Source organism: Gammaproteobacteria bacterium (assembly GCA_029882975.1).
Classification (GTDB): Bacteria; Pseudomonadota; Gammaproteobacteria; order SZUA-152; family SZUA-152; genus JAJDNG01.
In genome coordinates this window covers 201990-219039 of the sequence record JAOUJW010000004.1, presented here as the reverse complement: position 1 = coordinate 219039, position 17050 = coordinate 201990, and the positions used below count along the sequence as shown (strand labels likewise).

Below are 17050 nucleotides of genomic sequence, written 5' to 3'. Positions count from 1 at the left end.
CACACCTCAGACCGGAGTCTTTTCAGCCTGCAAGCATTAATGGAATCTAACCACATTACATTGCACCGACCGTCGCCGTAATTTTAATCTGCTTGTTATCCGGTATTTCGTTGAAAGCCAACACGCGCAAATTAGGAATGCTGTGACGAACAAACCGTGCTAACATTGCTCGTATGGAAGCTGCTACAAGTAATACGGGTGTGTGACCAGAGGCTTCCTGTCTTTGGGACTGTTCTGCCAGTGACTTAATTAGATTATCCGCTAATCCTGGTTCCAAACTCGGTGTACTATCAGCTCCACCTGAAACGCTCTGATGCAATATGTGTTCCAAATTGGGAGCCAGGGTCATCACGCCCAATTCTCCCGTACCCGCCACCTGTTGCACGATACTCCGCCCCAAAGCAACCCGCACAGCAGCCGTAAGCATGCCAGCGTCTTGACTGGCTGGAGCATACTCCGCCAGGGTTTCGGCTATGGTGCGGATATCCCGAATGGAAACACCTTCTGCAAGAAGGTTTTGCATGACTTTTACAACCACGCCCAGGGGTAAAACTTTTGGCACTAGATCTTCAACCAGCTTGGGCGCGAACTTGGTCAAATTGTTCAATAGGTGCTGCACTTCCTCATGGCCGAGTAGTTCATCCGCGTGAGTTTGCAACAACTGACTCAGGTGGGTAGCAGCCACCGTACTGGCGTCGACGACGGTATAACCTAGGCTTTGTGCCTGCTCTTTTTGACTTGCTTCCACCCATACCGCTTCCAGACCAAATGCAGGATCGCGACTGGCTATTCCCTGCACCACCCCAAAAGTTTGTCCCGGATTAATGGCCATATCCCTATCCGGATGTAATTCTGATTCGCCAATGTTGGCCCCCATGAGAGTGATTCGGTACTGATTGGGTGCCAAATCCAAATTGTCTCGGATGTGCACCGGTGGGATGAGAAAACCCAATTCCTGTGATAGTTTTTTGCGTACACCTTTGATTCGAGTCATGAGTTGCCCACCCTGGTTTTTATCCACCAGAGGAATCAAACGATACCCTACTTCCAGCCCAATTAAGTCGACGGGCGTCACATCATCCCAACTGAGTTCTTTTGGCTCTTGTGGAGCTTCTACCGGAGCAGCCCTCTCGGGTAACTCCGCCTGCTGCAGTTGTCTGCGACTGCGCCAATAAGCCCCGTATCCACAAGCCCCTGATAACACTAGGAAAGCCAGATTTGGCATACCCGGAATCAGACCCATCGTACCCAGAATCGCCGCGGTAACCGCTAAGGCTTTAGGATTGTCAAACAACTGACTGACGACTTGGGCGCTCATATCCTGCGAAGAGGACACTCGCGTCACCATCAGACCTGCTGCCGTGGATAAAAGTAAAGAGGGTATTTGCGCCACCAGACCATCCCCAATGGTCAGTAAGGTGTATTTTTGAATGGCGTCACTGAAATCCAGGCCGTGTTGCAGAATCCCCACCCCCAGACCACCGATGACCGTGATGATCAAAATAAGTATGCCGGCTACCGCATCTCCTCGAACAAATTTTCCCGCACCATCCATGGAACCGTAAAAATCCGCCTCCTGAGCGACTTCGTCTCGTCTTTCCTTGGCTTCTTCCTGGGATATGGTTCCTGCATTCAAGTCAGCGTCTATGGCCATTTGCTTACCCGGCATGGAATCCAGGGTAAATCGCGCACTGACCTCTGCCACACGGGTAGCTCCTTTGGTCACCACCACAAAATTAATAATGACCAAAATCATAAATATCACCAAGCCGACGGCTGTGTTTCCGCCCACAACAAACTCGCCAAACGCCTGAATCACTTTGCCGGCTGCGTCTGTGCCGGTGTGGCCTTCCAACAATACCACCCGAGTAGAAGCGATGTTTAAGCTCAATCTCAACAACGTAGCCAACAATAAAACAGTGGGAAACACAGCGAACTGCAGTGGTCGCTGCACATATACACCAGCCAGCAATATCACCAAAGCCAGGGAAATATTGAAAGAGAACAATATATCCAGCAAGAACGCGGGCAAAGGAACCACCATCATGGCCAATATGACAATCACCAATATGGGCGTACCTAAACCGTTTTGTAGAAAGTGGCGTATGGCTGGTATCATGGCTAATCCGTCCTGAATTCATCGGGTATCGGTAAATCATCCAGAGCGTTGGGCTTGTTTGCCCCCTTTTCCTGGTGCTGTCGCAGTTGGTAGATATAAGCCAGAACCTGGGCCACGGCCAAATACAAACCCGCCGGGATTTCTTCATTTATCTCGGAATGATAAAACAGCGCCCGTGCCAACACGGGTGATTCCAGTATTGGAACATCATTGGCTGTAGCAACTCGTCGAATTTGCAAGGCAACAAGATCAGCGCCCAGTGCGACAACCACAGGCGCAGCCATATTTAAGGCATCATATTTCAAAGCGACGGAGAAATGGGTGGGATTGGTGATGACCACATCAGCTTGCGGCACCATATCCATCATACGTCGCATGGATATTTCACGTTGCACACTGCGCTGTTTACTTTTTAATTCGGGATTACCTTCCGTTTCCTTGTGCTCATCTTTCAGCTCCTGCCGGGTCATTTTCTGCTGACGTTTGTAATCCCACATTTGAAACGGTACGTCCACCAATGCGACTACTATTAAGGTGCTACTAAGAAGGATAAACACCCAAATGAGTTCTTCGCCGGCTTGCGCCAATCCTTGATTAACCGGTTGCTGCCCTAAACCTAAAAACGATTCTAATTTGGTCTGCAACAACAAATACCCAACTGAAGCTACAATAACAAACTTTGCCAATGACTTGAGCAGCTCCACCAACCCTTTCCAGCCGAATATGCGTCCTAATCCCTTAATGGGATCCATTCGCTCCAGCTTCGGAATCAAGGCATCGTTGCTGAAATTCCAACCGCTTAACAGCAAGGGCGAAACCACTGCAGCAATTAACAACATGCCCAGCAAAGGTGAAATGGTTAACAACGATTCCTGAATACTATCCCATAAACGCGTTGCCATGACCCCCGGATCAAACAGTATTTGTCGCTCCATAACAAAGTTACTGCGCAACACATCCGCCAAACGGGCAACCATGCTCTGCCCTACCAGCAACAACCCAACACCCGCCACCAGTAACATGATGACGGTATTAAGCTCTCGAGAACGCGGTACCTGCCCTTTGGAACGAGCTTGTTGCAGCTTACGCGAACTGGGTTCTTCGGTTTTTTCCTGACCGCTGCCTGACTCTGCCATGGATGACTCCTAGCTCACCAAAGCCCGCATCAATGCAAAGGCAGACTCTAAGTAGGTATTGATATGTGACACAACCGTACTTAAAGTCATCATGATGACAAAAAATCCCATCATGATAGTTATAGGAAAACCGATGGAAAAGATATTGAATTGGGGCGCTGAGCGCGTCACCACCCCAAACGTCAAATTGATTAGCAATATGGATGCAATAGCAGGCAGCGCTATTTGCATGGCCCCGGAATACATTTGAGCGCTCCAGTGAATCAATGCCCAATAACTGTCACTGTTCAAGCCGCTGGTACCCAGGGGCATACTGACGAAACTATCGGCCAGAACCTGGACCAGCGCCAAATGACCATCAAAACTAAAAAACACCAGCGTCAACACAATGATGTAAAACTGGCTCACGACAGGAACCTGCATTCCCGATTGAGGATCTACCATTTGAGAAAATCCCAAACCCATCTGATAAGCAATGATTTGACCACCGACCACAAACATGGCAAACACCAACTGCAAAGCAAACCCCATCGCTATGCCGATCAATACTTGATGCAATGTAACGAACAGAGCCATTCCGCTTAATGGATCTATCGCCGGAGCCTTGGGTATAACCGGCACCAACACCAAGGTCAGCGCAATCGCTATACTCAGTTTGACTTTAACGGGAATGGTCCGTGAACCCAGTACCGGTGCAGCTGTAATCAAGGCCGTGATACGAATCAGAGTCCACATATAGGAACCAACCCAGGACCCGAGCATCTCTCCACTTAGCAACATCAGCAAAATCCACCCATGAAGTCCTCAGCCCAACACGCCGGGAATGGAATCAATCATTCCGCGAGAAAACTCCACCACCAGTTGCAACATCCAGGGGCCTGCAATGATTAAGGTGATAAAAGTGATCATCAATTTCGGAATGAAACTAAGTGTTTGTTCGTTGATTTGAGTGGCCGCTTGAAACATACTGACGATCAAACCCACCGCCAGGGCCGGTAAAAGAATCGTACTGGTTAGTATCAACGCCAACTTGACAGCTTGCTGTGCCAGGGTAATAACGAATTCCGGGGTCATGGCTAATTACTCCCGCTTACACGTAGAAACTGGAGGCCAGGGTACCCATGATCAAAGCCCAACCGTCCACTAGAACAAACAACATGATTTTGAACGGTAGCGAAATAATCATGGGCGACAGCATCATCATCCCCATAGCCATGAGCACACTGGCAACCACTAGATCGATAACCAGAAACGGAATAAAAATCATGAAGCCAATCTGATAGGCGGTTTTCAATTCACTGGTAACAAAGGCGGGTATGAGCGTGGTAAAACCAATATCTTTGGTACTATCTACGCCCGACTTTCCGGATATATTCAGAAACATACTCATATCCGCGTCCCGAGTCTGATTCATCATAAACTCACGAAACGGTTTTCCTGCAGCTTCCAGTGCAGGCACCAACTCCAATTTCTTATCCAAATAGGGTTGTACCGCTTCGGCATACACCCGATCAAATACCGGCGCCATCACAAAAAAAGTCAGGAACAACGACAATCCAATTAAAACCTGTCCGGATGGTGCCTGCGGTAACCCTACTGCTTGGCGCACAATTGCCAGAACAATAATTATGCGAGTAAAGGAGGTAAGCATCATTAAGGCGGCCGGCAGCAACGTCAACGCGGTCATCACGGCCAGTACTTGCAATGTCAGCGTATAAGTCTGCTCGCCTTTTCCGGAGGTGGTTACTGACAAAGCAGGTACGCCCAGGTCTTGAGCCTGTGCAAGCGAAGTGGCAAAGAAGCACAGAAGCAACACCGAAAGTTTGACTCCAAGCTTCAGCTGCAATTTTGTTTTTCGTTCACACATCCTTGTGATCACTCCAATCATCGCTATGTATCCTGACCTGGCCCTTGCGCTGACCTTTGTGTCAAAGCCGCTTTAAATTTCTCCAGAAAATCCCCCGCGCCTGTTCCACTACCCTGTTTGGGAGTAATGGGTTTTGCCAGCACATGCAGTTTACTGACACGACCAGGAGCTACTCCAAGCAATAGTTGCTCATCCGCCACCTGCACCACAAGTAATCGCTCTCTGGCGCCCAAGGCCAACCCGGCCACTACACGCAAATCACCACCCGCCGTCGAATGAAAATTGCCAAAACGACGAGCAAACCACGCGGCCGCACCGATTAACAACAACACCGCAACCAAACCGGAAGTTAGTTGAATCAGGCTTCGGTTAATATCGGGTTTCGCCACTGTCACTGCCGGGGGTATACGTAACTCGGGTTTACTTGTTTTTGTGCTCATACTCTCTGAAGAGGCAGACCGGCTGTTTTTCCTTGTTTCCTCATCTGTCACCGGAACAACATCAATCCCTACGGATGACTGATCAGAAAAAACCGTTACTGGATTCAAACACAGTGTCGACACTACACTCAGTGTCAATAGCGCTCGCTTTAGCCTGCTGTTCTTTTTCATTTGAGTTTTCGAATCCGCTCAGCAGCACTAATGACATCGGTAAGCCTGATGCCGTATTTCTCGTTAACAACGACAACTTCACCATGTGCAATCAAAGTTCCATTTACCAACACATCCAAAGGCTCCCCCGCCAATCGATCCAATTCAACAACAGAACCTTGATTGAGTTTCAACAAGTTTCGAATACTGATTTTGGTAGATCCTACTTGCATGGAAATAGTCACTGGAATATCTAAAATCACTTCCAGATTTTCGTCCTGCAAGGTAGGACCCACTGCGTTATCCGGCTTCAAGTCCAGCAATTCAGCTTTTGCTACTTCATTACCACCAGGTTCGCTTGCCGCCTGCTCTTCCATCGCTGCAGCCCAATCGTCTGTATTTGCGTCACTATTTTCTTCCATCGCCTACCTCGACTTTCAAACGGCCCTCTTTACTCGGATAAATCACCGGCTCCATCACTTTGATTGCAGCATTTCCCCGCGCGGCGCCATATACCCCTCGAAATACCGGCACATCTTCCACGCAAAGTGTGGCATACTTCGGCATCTCAATAGGTATTACGTCCCCCGGACTCAAACTCAGCATGTCTCTCAAGGACAGTTCTGATTCCCCAATTGTTGCGGATAGATTGACCCAAGCTGTTTCAATTTCATCCCTCAGTGATGTTACCCAACGATCATCAGAGTCCTCTATATCACTCTGCACACCCGCGTCTAACACTTCCCGAATGGGTTCCAACATGGAGTACGGCATAGTGATATGGAAGTCACCCCCGCTATTTTCCAGTTCTACGTGAAATACGGTTACCACAACCACTTCGGTAGGGCTCACAATATTGGCAAACTGTGGATTCACTTCAGAATTCATGTAATCAAAATTTAGATCCATCACCGGTGCCCAAGCTTCTTTTAAATCAACGAATACGGAATCCAACACTTTTTGAATGACCCGAAGTTCAGTGGGCGTAAACTCGCGACCTTCGATCTTAGTGTGGTACCGACCATCACCACCGAAGTAACTGTCCACCACAGCAAATACCAGTTTGGGATCCAAAACAAACAGAGCCGTTCCTCTTAGCGGTGACACCTTCACCATGTTTAAGCTGGTGGGTACAAACAGGCTGTGAATGTATTCTGAGAACTTCAACATTTGTACTCCGCCTACAGCAATTTCTGCACTGCGGCGTAAAAAGTTGAATAAGGAGATACGAAATAGTCGCGCATACCGCTCATTAATCATTTCCAGCGTGGGCATGCGACCACGAACAATGCGATCCTGGCTGGAAAAGTCGTAGTTGCGGGCTACGCCATCTTCGTCTTCCTGCGAGGTGTCGATGTCATCATTGGACACCCCGTGAAGCAGGGCATCTATCTCATCCTGTGATAATAAATCACTGCCCGACATATCATTGCATCACAAAGCTGGTAAAGTATACGGCTTCCACACCTATGTCGCCGCTCTCCTGCTGCAATATATCCTGTACCACCTGCAACACCTGGGCTCGCAACTCGTCCTTTCCTTCCGGGCTGGACACGGTTTGATAGCTCTGGTTACTGAACAGTAATATCAGATTATTGCGTATGGCCGGCATATGCATGCTCACCAAACCAGGTACTTCCACCTGTCTGGTCATGAACTCAAGTGTCACTTGAAGAAATTTAGCACCTTTATCGCCGGTAAAATTGACCACAAAGGGAGGATCAATGGGTATGTAGATAGCCGGTTTAGCAACAGGCTCCGCCTCTACTGCTTCATCCTGGTCTTTAGAACCGGAAAAAGCACCGGCCAAATACATGCCTGCGCCCAATCCGCTGATTAGAAAAACAACTACAATGAGCAGTACCAGCTTAATCGAAACACCACCACTGGCTTTGGTGTCTTCTGCATCGTCAGCCATAGACTTATTCCTTTCGGGCTTTTCCCTGAATCACTCTTCCGACTTTATGAGATTGCAAGTGCTGTGCCAGAGGGTATTATTCGTTATTTCAATAGCTTGGCAATGAATACCGTTGCACAAAGCCGGCCACGACAGTTTATTGACTGATTCCAGGTGGCTGCTTAAGTTCTTGTTCTGGCGCGGCTTTATCTCTTGCCGTACAATATGCGCCGTAACTGGGAACAAGATGGATGAACACAAATGAATTCCTTTAAAAAAATCCGCCAAATAGCACTTCTATGGTTGACCACCACGGGACTGGTTTTTAGTTATCCAGGCTTTGCCTTTGACTACTACCAACCGCTGCCCGAGCAGCCTATGATCCCTGGAGACAATCCGCTGAACGCTGCCAGTATTCGTTTGGGTAAGAAACTATTTTACGATACGGCTTTGTCTCCTGAACACACTCACTCCTGCAACAGTTGCCATAATTTACTGACCGGCGGTGACGATGACCAAGCGGTTTCCCAAGGCGTCAACGGTAAGTACAGCAAACGCTCCGCTCCGGGTCTATGGAATATTGGTTTACAAACCGTTCTGTTTTGGGATGGACGCGCAAAAACGCTGGAACAGCAATCGCTGGAACACATACCGGCTGCTAATATTCTCAACATGAAAATGAAACGCCTAAGCAAGCGCCTACAAAACATGCCTGAATATGTAAGCCTTTTTAAGCAGGCTTTTAATAAACCCATTTCACCGAAAACAATTGCTCAGGCGCTAGCCGGCTTTCAGCGTTCGCTAATGGCCCACAACAGCCCTTTTGATCGTTATATAAAAGGTGATAAAACCGCTCTTTCTCCATTGGCCATCGAGGGAATGCAACAGTTCAATGATGTTGGTTGTCTGGCCTGTCATTTTGGAACTAACTTTGCCGGCCCCGCACCCGGTCCGGCTATGGGCATGGGTGACGGTTTCTATGAATTGTTCCCCAACCATTTAGGCAGCCGCTATGACAAAAGCCATCAGCTGACAGAAGATGTAGGGCGCATGGGGTTCTCGAAAGATCCAGCCGACAAATATTTGTGGCGTGTTCCACCTCTACGCAATATTGCGATTACCGGACCTTATTTTCATAACGGCTCCGCCAAAACTTTAAGAGAAGCGGTCAAAATTATGGCTGTCACGCAATTGCAAAAAGAGTTATCGGAGAAACAATTGGACCAGCTGGTCGCGTTTCTTAACAGCTTAACAGGTGAAATACCTGAGGTGATTAGAAAACACTAAGGTAAGAAATTACCTTACTTCAGCAAAGAAAGAATCTTGGATGCAACCCTTGACAAGGGCAAAACATAATCCACACAGCCGGTAGCCACTGCTTCTCCAGGCATACCCCATACCACACTGGTTTTTTCATCCTGGGCAATGGTGGGGGCACCGGCTTGTTTCATTTCCACCATCCCTTTGGCACCGTCATCTCCCATCCCGGTTAAAATCACGGAAATGGCATTGGAACCGGCATTTTGCGCCACCGATCTAAATAAAACATCGACCGAAGGTTTGTGACGATTGACTCTGGGTCCATCATTTAGGCGGCATATGTAGCGAGCACCATCGCGCTCCACCATCAAATGATGGCTTCCCGGTGCGATATACACACAACCAGGGAGAATTTGCTGACCATCTTTAGCTTCACAAACCGTCATGGCGGACACACCGTCCATACGTTTAGCAAAGGGTCCGCTAAATGCTTCAGGAATATGTTGCGTAATCACTATACCGGGGGTATCTGCCGGTAACTGCATTAAAACCTCTTTGATCGCCTCTGTTCCCCCAGTGGACGCTCCAATGGCAATAATTTTATCTGTGGTTTTGAACATGCGAGGGGCTTTATTGGCCAGCACCGCATCGGCTGAATGTTTAACATCAACTTGCGAGGAAACGGTTGTAGACTTAGCCTTGCTGTTCGCAGTTGCAGAAACCTTGGCTTTTGAAGCAACGCGAACTTTCTCGATAATTTCTTCAGTGTATTCCGCAAAGGTATGCGCCAAATCACTTTTGGGCTTGGAAACAAAATCCACTGCACCCAGTTCCAGTGCCTGTAAGGTGATGTCAGCCCCTTTTTCCGTAAGCGAGGAAACCATAACCACAGGCATGGGGCGCAATCGCATGAGATTGCTAAGAAAGGTAACACCGTCCATTTTCGGCATTTCGACGTCCAGCGTCAGCACATCCGGATTCAATGCCTTTATTTTGTCGCGCGCCATCAAAGGATCGTGCGCCACACCCACCACCTCAATGTCGGGTGCACTGTTAAGAATTTCACTCAGCATCTGACGTACCAGTGCCGAGTCATCCACTATGAGTACTTTTATCTTTGCCATACAATAATCTTTAAAACAAGTCGATTTCGCCCGATGGTTGTTCCTTGCTGATACTGTTCATGTACTCAGTTTCGCGTTGAGTGATAGTATCATTATGCATGGAGCGGAGTTTCTTTACTTTGACTTTACCGGTTTTAGGGTTATATACCACTTTGCGAGGATAAATATCGCCCAAATCCTCACCACTGATGCGCAAAGATTCCGTTTTCAGGTATTCACGTACGAAGCGGATGTTTTTGTCACCGATATCAGTCATTTGCGCCAGTATTTTCCCACCCCCAAACAACTTCACTTCCAGGTTTTTCCTGGCTCCACCATTTTTCAATATTTCATTAATCAGGTGTTCCATCGCATAGTTACCATAGCGGGTAGATAAACCCAAGCCGTTTCTGTCCCAGCTGCTGTTACCATTGGAGAGAGGCAACATAAAATGATTCATTCCACCTATACCAAATACCGGATCTCTAATACAAGCGGAGACACAGGAACCCAGCACCGTGACAATCAACTCGTTCCGAACCGTTACATAAAATTCACCGGGCAAAATTTTTGCCGCAACGACATTTTGGAGCTTATCCCAGTAACGGTTGATCGTTTCAAAGCCAGTTAAGCACCTTTCAAACGGAGGGCTGTCTTTTCTATGCGGCAAACCCATCATTTTTTCCTATTTAATTTTCTTATATATGGTATTTCCAATGAGCTTATACCGGTCACAAACTTTAAACAGGCTTTCCGAGTGCCCGATAAACAGATAGCCATCCGGTACGGTCAAATCGGCGTAGCGTTCAAACAACTTGCGCTGTGTTTCCTTATTAAAATAAATAACCACATTGCGACAAAAAATAAAATCAAATGGACCTCTCATGGGCCAATCGTGCATCAAGTTTAGCTGTTTGAAAGTGATCAACTCTTTGAGTTCCGGTTTCGCGGTTACGCTTCCGTTACCGGATCGGTTGAAGTATTTCGTGAGCAATGATTTGGACATACCATCGACCCGTTCCTCGCGGTAAACTCCATTTTTCGCCGTGGTAACCACATTGGAATCCAGATCCGTTGCCAGGATCTTAGCATCCCAATTGGAGTATTTTGGCAAGGCTTCACGCAATACCATAGCCAATGTGTAAGGTTCCTCGCCAGTGGAACAACCGGCGGACCAAATACGAATTCTTTTTTCAGTTTTGTGCTTAAATATTTCCGGAAAAACGGTTTTAGACAGATAGTCAAAATGGTGTTTTTCTCGAAAAAATGAAGTCAAGTTGGTAGTGATGGCATTAATAAAGTTAACCAGCTCATCAGATTCCCGGTCTTTCAACATATCAAGGTAGTCCGTGAACTTCTCAATATTTAAACTTCGCAAACGCCGGGACAATCGACTGTACACCATATCCGATTTGGCTTCAGACAGCGCAATACCCGTTTCCTGTGCCACCAAACTTCGAATAAAGTTGAAATCCTTACTGGTAAAGTGAAACTCACGATCTTTTTCAATCATTTAGACATCCCGCGCGTAATCGAAAGTAGCTCTAAACATTTAGCCGGTTGCTGTAAGAATACAGCAACCGGTACGGTTGTTACGTTAGAACTCTTCCCACTCGTTATCCCCGTCACTGGAACGAGATTTTCTGGATGGAGCGGATCTTTGTTGTCGGTTTGATCGACTGGCAGGAGCTCTGTTCGTCCCTTGCGCCGGACGGTGGTTGGAACTGGTGTTTTCCCCAACTTTGAAAAATGAGATCAGCTCGTCCAGATTATTGGCTTGTTCATCCAAAGACTCGCTGGATGCTGCTGCCTCTTCCACTAATGCCGCGTTTTGCTGAGTCACTTCATCCATTTGAGTAATGGCCTTATTCACCTGCTCGATACCGGAGGCCTGTTCCTGACTCGCGGAGGCGATCTCGGCAACAATATCACTTACCTTCTTGATGGACTCAACGATTTCACCCAAGGTGGCACCGGATTGATCTACTAATTTGGTTCCCTCTTCAACTTTTTCCACGCTGTCTTTAATCAATGCTTTGATTTCTTTGGCGGCGGCCGCACTGCGCTGCGCCAGGTTGCGAACTTCCGCAGCAACCACCGCAAAACCTCGTCCCTGCTCGCCCGCTCTTGCCGCTTCCACGGCAGCGTTTAAGGCCAAAAGGTTAGTTTGGAAAGCAATCTCATCGATCACCCCGATAATATCCGAGATCTTCTTACTGGAGTTATTGATTTCCGCCATAGCGTCCACAGCCTTATTAACCACATCACCGCCCTTGGTTGCATAGTCCCTCGCACCCGTGGCTAACTGGTTCGCTTGTCTGGCATTATCCGCATTTTGATTCACCGTACTGGTCAACTGCTCCATACTGGAAGCCGTTTCTTCCAACGAGGATGCCTGCTCTTCAGTACGTTGACTCAGGTCAGCATTACCTTGCGCAATTTCTCCCGCAGAGGAAGCAATACTTGCGCTGCCTTCTTTGATTTTGTTGACCATGTCGTACAGGTTGGTCATAGATGCATTGATAGCTGCACTCAACTCAGAGAATTCACCACGGAAATCACCTTGCATCGTTTGCGTCAAATCACCGTCCGCCAACAATCCGGCAACTCGTTTGGTTTCTCGTACCGGTGTCACAATAGCATCCATCAATTTATTAATCCCTACTCCAAGAATACGCATGAATCCTTCATACGTATCGTAGGAGATGCGAGTATTCAAATCACCCTCTATGGCAGACTCGATCAAATTTTCAATTTGCCGTTCGGCATCCTTTTGCTCGGTAATATCGACCCATTCCACCATATTGCCCATATACTCGCCTTTGGGACCAACAATGGCTGTAGCGTTTACCTGAAACTCCAAATCCGCCACTTTGATCTCGGCTTTGGCCGGTAATCGATTGGTATCCTTCAACAAGGAACGCTGATGCGCCGGGTTTTTGTGGAACTGATCGATATTGGTACCAATCAAGTTACGTGGATCAAACCCGGGAAAATGCTGGCGTAGTACGGACTGGCGTTTCACCAGCATCTCAACGACAGAGGGGTTTACATAAGTGATATTCAAATCATCGTCACACATCATCAAATTGGTTTGGGCTCCATCCACTGCAGACTGCAACCGAGCCACATCCAATTCCTTACGACGCAATTCCGTGACATCACCCCACTCCAGCGTATTGCCCACATAGTTTCCCGCCACATCATGAATGGCAGAAACACGAATATGAAATACTAGAGGTCCTACTTGTATATCAGTTTCGTAGGGCAAATTGGCCGGATTAGACAAAATGCGGCGTTGGTGATCCGGATTTTTATGGAAAATATCAATGCAAGTGCCTATTACTTTGTCTGCGGAAAATCCGGGATACAGGCTGCGCAACGTAGTTTCGTTTTCTTTCAATATTCTTCTTGTTGTATCATTTGCATACTCAATGACCAAATCCCTGTTTATGGTCATCATAGCAGTCTGCGCTCCATCCACCGCTTTCTGTAAACGATTGGATTGCTCCGCTGCTGCGCGTTGTTGAGTCACATCATTCCATTGCACCACATACCCCAGCAAATTTCCCGATCTGCCGTACAAAGGTCTGGTTTCGTGTTCGAAGATAAAAGGTCCGGGTGTAATTTCGCCTCGACGCACATCGTTTGGCCCCAATCCTGCGAGCAGATGGCGAATTGCCGAGGGATCCTTGTGGTAACGGTGTATGCTGCCATGCAAAACGTCACTGACACGAAACCCCGGTAAGTAGGTTGCCAACTCACTCTCTATGCTACTCAATACATCACGGGCTTTTTTATTGACAAAAACTATATTGTGCTCAGCATCGGCCATCATAATGTTAATGGGTGCATACTCCAATATACTGGTGAGTGCATTCAAGTCTTCCAACAAGCCGGACTCCTCTTGGATCCGATTCTCAATATCCGATTTTCGTGTTGCCATCTCTGATTCCTCCGGCGCTTGATAGGCGTTTAACATTGTTTCCGCAATCGTATTCAGTGCATTACTCCAGGCATCGTGAATCGAGTCGGTCCACGCATCGCCTGCAAATTCTTCTAACACATCCAATAGGGTACTGGCTACCGCCGGATAATGAGCTGCAATGGCACCATAGTTCTGATGCCGAGCACCTAATCCCTGTAAGGCGTTGACCAGCGTATCGGGTTTTCTCAAATTGTTGATCACCAACTTTAAGGCAGTCAGCAACTTCTTTTGTTGTTTTTGCGGTGTGGTGTTAGCAAACATCGGCCGAACATCCGGAAACCGGTCAAACAATTCCTCATAGAATCTGGCCACCAGTTCCTCTGCTCTAGGGGCCAGAAGACTGAATGTTTGCTCCAGAGTGACTACATCCAAGCCCAAAGGACATTGGTAATTATCCGCTTTCGCGGCCCCGCTGCTTGCACTTGCCATAATACTTTTTAACTCCCTAAGTTAACTCACTCAGACTTCGCATCAGAAGCCTTGGCTAGCATGGCCATGTCATCCGCGTTAAGCATGTGATCGATATTAAGTACTATCACCATTTTCTCGTCCACACTCACCAATCCCTTAAGAAACTCTATCGAGATTGCCCCGCCAAAATTGGGCGGTGCTTTCATAGTGTTTTCGTCTATGTTGTAAACATCAGATACAGCATCCACAACAATTCCCATTACCCGACTTTTGTCAACACACTGGACCTTAAGTACAATCACAACAGTTGTAGGACCGTAGGGTATCGCCGGCAACCCGAATCTAAGACGCAGATCCACAATTGGAACAATGGTGCCACGCAAATTGATTACACCGCGGATATGGGCCGGTGTGTTGGGTATTGGAGTGACGGAGTCCCATCCTTTAATCTCCTGCACTCTAAGTATGTCAACACCATACTCTTCCCCGGCAAGAATAAAGGTAAGTAATTGATCGCCCTCTTCGGCACCGTTTCCGATTTGAAGATTGGTGAGTTTTTGAACTGCTTCCACAAATGCCTCCTTAAGCGGCTATTTCCTTACCCGCGCACCGGTACGAATACTCCGGATGAGCTGAGTTGGACAATCGTATAATTCCCGCCACATCAACAATCAAAGCGACTTTTCCGTCACCCAAAATTGTCGCCCCGGACAAACCTTCTACGCGTTTAAAATTGGTTTCCAGGCTCTTAATGACAACCTGCTGCTGAGCCAATAAGTCATCGACTAGAATTCCCGCCTTTTGACCATCGCCTTCTACAACAACCAGCAAACCATTGACCAGTTCATTTGAAGACGGCTCTACATCAAATGCCCGGTACAAGCGCACGATAGGAATGTATTCGTCACGTAACTGGTACAACTCCGCTTTACCCGCGATGGCATTGACGTACTCCCGCCGCACCTGTAAAGACTCAATAATGGAAACTAAGGGTATGATGTATATGTGCTCTCCCACCCGAACCAACTGGCCGTCCAAAATAGCCAGCGTCAGCGGTAGTCGAACCGTAAAGGTTGTCCCTTTACCGTCTTCTGAATTCACTTCAACAGAGCCGCCTAGAGCCTGAATGTTTTTTCGCACGACATCCATACCCACGCCGCGACCGGACACATCGGTGATTTTCTCTGCTGTGGAAAACCCGGGCAAAAACAACAGATCGTAGATTCGTGCATCCGACAGTTCTACCCCCGGCTCCACCAATCCCCTTTCCACCGCTTTGCTCATTATCCGGCTTCTATTTAGTCCGGCACCGTCGTCCTTAATTTCTATAACGATGTTTCCACCTTGATGAAATGCATTTAGATGTAATGTCCCGGTTTCAGATTTTCCGTTAGCTTTACGAACTTCCGGCATTTCAATACCATGATCCATGGCATTGCGTACCAGATGCACCAATGGATCACCTATTTTCTCCATAACAGTTTTGTCCAACTCAGTGGCTTCACCGGAAAGTTTGAGCTCCACTTTTTTGCCAAACTTATTACACATATCGTGTATCATCCGCGGAAACCGATTGAATGCAAAACTGATGGGTATCATACGGATGCGCATGACACTCTCTTGTAACTCTCTGGTATTGCGTTCCAACTGCGAAATACCGTCCAGCATTTTCTCCAGTCGATCCATTTCGAAGTCTTCGCCTAACTGTGTCAACATTGACTGGGTTATAACCAACTCGCCCACCATATTGATCAGGGCATCGATTTTTTCGATATCCACCCGAATCGATGAGCTTTCCTTGCTGGTAGAGACTTTTGCTTTCGCTTTATTTGCCTCAACCGGTTTACTCGCATCTGTCACAGGAACTTGTGTCGGCGGCTCGAATTCCGAATCCGTGCTAACGTGATCATCCCGAACGTTTGCTACGACAGGAGCTTCGACAGTAGAATTCTCGGATGTAATTTCAAGATCACACTCGTCTTCCACCCACAAAAATACGTCCTGTATATCTTTTAATTCACACTCGGCTTCCAGGTGGACGTTCCATTCAAGATAGCTCTCGTCCGGTTGCACATTCGATAAAACCGGTAGTCGTTCCAGATTTACATCTACACGCATTTCCCCCAATTCATTCAACTCACGGAACATACGTACGACATCGTTACCGGTACTCAACATATCCGGATGTGGCTTAAATTTTATATTCCAAGTGTTTCCGCTTTCGCTATTACCGGCGTTGCTCTCTCCGGAAACGCCATTATCTATATTATCCGCAGCAACCCCTGGTTTGGTATCCAGCATTGCCTGTAAATTCAAACGCAGCTCTTCAATACCCTCTTCATCCAAGGGTTCTCCAGATTGGGATGCCGCTAACATTTCACGAATACAATCCACCGACTGTAGGAACAAAAATATGGCTTCTTGGGTAATTTCTCTATCACCGCAGCGGATTTCATCCAATAGCGTTTCCACTACATGTGTAAAATTGGATACTTCATTAAAACCAAATGTACCACCGCCTCCTTTTATGGAATGGGCAGCTCTAAATATCAAATTAATCGCGTCGTCGTCCGTGTCTCCCGGAGACAGGTTCAGAAGCGTGGACTCCATAACATCGAGTCCTTCAAGACTCTCCTCAATGTACGTTGCCTTAAACTGCTCCATATCTATGGTCATTGT

The 17050-nt window shown here is 47.5% G+C and carries 15 protein-coding genes and 2 pseudogenes; 1 reads left to right on the top strand and 16 read right to left on the bottom strand.

The window, feature by feature from the left end; genetic code table 11:
• Nucleotides 1-55: 55 nt before the first annotated feature.
• From flhA to OEY58_05080, 9 genes are read right to left on the bottom strand one after another with little or no spacing between them, the layout of a single operon-like run.
• Nucleotides 56-2119, bottom strand: a complete 2064-nt coding sequence (gene flhA / locus OEY58_05120) for a flagellar biosynthesis protein FlhA (protein MDH5324824.1) — start codon at nucleotides 2117-2119, stop codon at nucleotides 56-58.
• A 2-nt stretch (nucleotides 2120-2121) separates the two neighbouring features.
• Nucleotides 2122-3255: a flagellar biosynthesis protein FlhB gene (gene flhB / locus OEY58_05115; protein ID MDH5324823.1), complete on the bottom strand. Its 1134-nt coding sequence runs from the start codon at nucleotides 3253-3255 to the stop codon at nucleotides 2122-2124.
• Nucleotides 3256-3264: 9 nt separating this feature from the next.
• The gene (gene fliR / locus OEY58_05110; protein MDH5324822.1) at nucleotides 3265-4035 is read right to left on the bottom strand and encodes a flagellar biosynthetic protein FliR; all 771 of its coding nucleotides are present in this window, start codon (nucleotides 4033-4035) and stop codon (nucleotides 3265-3267) included.
• A gap of 24 nt (nucleotides 4036-4059) precedes the next feature.
• Nucleotides 4060-4329: a flagellar biosynthesis protein FliQ gene (gene fliQ, locus OEY58_05105; protein ID MDH5324821.1), complete on the bottom strand. Its 270-nt coding sequence runs from the start codon at nucleotides 4327-4329 to the stop codon at nucleotides 4060-4062.
• 16 nt (nucleotides 4330-4345) lie between these two features.
• Nucleotides 4346-5095: a flagellar type III secretion system pore protein FliP gene (gene fliP / locus OEY58_05100; protein MDH5324820.1), complete on the bottom strand. Its 750-nt coding sequence runs from the start codon at nucleotides 5093-5095 to the stop codon at nucleotides 4346-4348.
• A 50-nt stretch (nucleotides 5096-5145) separates the two neighbouring features.
• The gene (fliO, locus tag OEY58_05095) at nucleotides 5146-5733 is read right to left on the bottom strand and encodes a flagellar biosynthetic protein FliO (GenBank protein MDH5324819.1); all 588 of its coding nucleotides are present in this window, start codon (nucleotides 5731-5733) and stop codon (nucleotides 5146-5148) included.
• Nucleotides 5730-6134 carry a flagellar motor switch protein FliN gene (fliN, locus tag OEY58_05090; GenBank protein ID MDH5324818.1) on the bottom strand — a complete coding sequence of 135 codons (405 nt, stop codon included), beginning with the start codon at nucleotides 6132-6134 and terminating at the stop codon, nucleotides 5730-5732. The genes fliO and fliN overlap by 4 nt, the downstream gene beginning before the upstream one ends.
• Nucleotides 6121-7137 (bottom strand): flagellar motor switch protein FliM, encoded by a 1017-nt coding sequence (gene fliM / locus OEY58_05085; GenBank protein MDH5324817.1) that lies wholly within the window; start codon nucleotides 7135-7137, stop codon nucleotides 6121-6123. Before fliM ends, fliN begins: the two co-directional genes overlap by 14 nt.
• 1 nt (nucleotide 7138) lies before the next feature.
• Complete coding sequence (locus tag OEY58_05080) at nucleotides 7139-7630, bottom strand: flagellar basal body-associated FliL family protein (protein MDH5324816.1); 492 nt, start codon at nucleotides 7628-7630, stop codon at nucleotides 7139-7141.
• A gap of 240 nt (nucleotides 7631-7870) precedes the next feature.
• On the opposite strand from OEY58_05080, the gene OEY58_05075 reads away from it, so the two are divergent.
• Nucleotides 7871-8896, top strand: coding sequence for a c-type cytochrome (locus OEY58_05075; protein MDH5324815.1), 1026 nt, complete (start codon nucleotides 7871-7873; stop codon nucleotides 8894-8896).
• A 14-nt stretch (nucleotides 8897-8910) separates the two neighbouring features.
• On the opposite strand, the gene OEY58_05070 is transcribed toward OEY58_05075, so the two are convergent.
• The 7 genes and pseudogenes from OEY58_05070 to OEY58_05040 all read right to left on the bottom strand — a co-directional run bounded on the left by OEY58_05070 (nucleotide 8911) and on the right by OEY58_05040 (nucleotide 17047).
• Entirely contained in the window at nucleotides 8911-9993 is a 1083-nt protein-coding gene (locus OEY58_05070) for a chemotaxis response regulator protein-glutamate methylesterase (protein ID MDH5324814.1), read from the bottom strand.
• A 10-nt stretch (nucleotides 9994-10003) separates the two neighbouring features.
• The gene (cheD, locus tag OEY58_05065; GenBank protein ID MDH5324813.1) at nucleotides 10004-10651 is read right to left on the bottom strand and encodes a chemoreceptor glutamine deamidase CheD; all 648 of its coding nucleotides are present in this window, start codon (nucleotides 10649-10651) and stop codon (nucleotides 10004-10006) included.
• Between the two features lie 6 nt (nucleotides 10652-10657).
• Nucleotides 10658-11485, bottom strand: coding sequence for a protein-glutamate O-methyltransferase CheR (locus OEY58_05060; protein ID MDH5324812.1), 828 nt, complete (start codon nucleotides 11483-11485; stop codon nucleotides 10658-10660).
• 225 nt (nucleotides 11486-11710) lie between these two features.
• A pseudogene (locus tag OEY58_05055) lies at nucleotides 11711-12652 on the bottom strand (methyl-accepting chemotaxis protein).
• Nucleotides 12653-12958: 306 nt separating this feature from the next.
• Nucleotides 12959-14389: pseudogene (locus OEY58_05050) on the bottom strand (PAS domain-containing protein).
• Nucleotides 14390-14415: 26 nt separating this feature from the next.
• Nucleotides 14416-14943 carry a chemotaxis protein CheW gene (locus OEY58_05045; protein ID MDH5324811.1) on the bottom strand — a complete coding sequence of 176 codons (528 nt, stop codon included), beginning with the start codon at nucleotides 14941-14943 and terminating at the stop codon, nucleotides 14416-14418.
• Nucleotides 14944-14953: 10 nt separating this feature from the next.
• Nucleotides 14954-17047: a chemotaxis protein CheA gene (locus OEY58_05040; protein MDH5324810.1), complete on the bottom strand. Its 2094-nt coding sequence runs from the start codon at nucleotides 17045-17047 to the stop codon at nucleotides 14954-14956.
• Nucleotides 17048-17050: the final 3 nt, after the last annotated feature.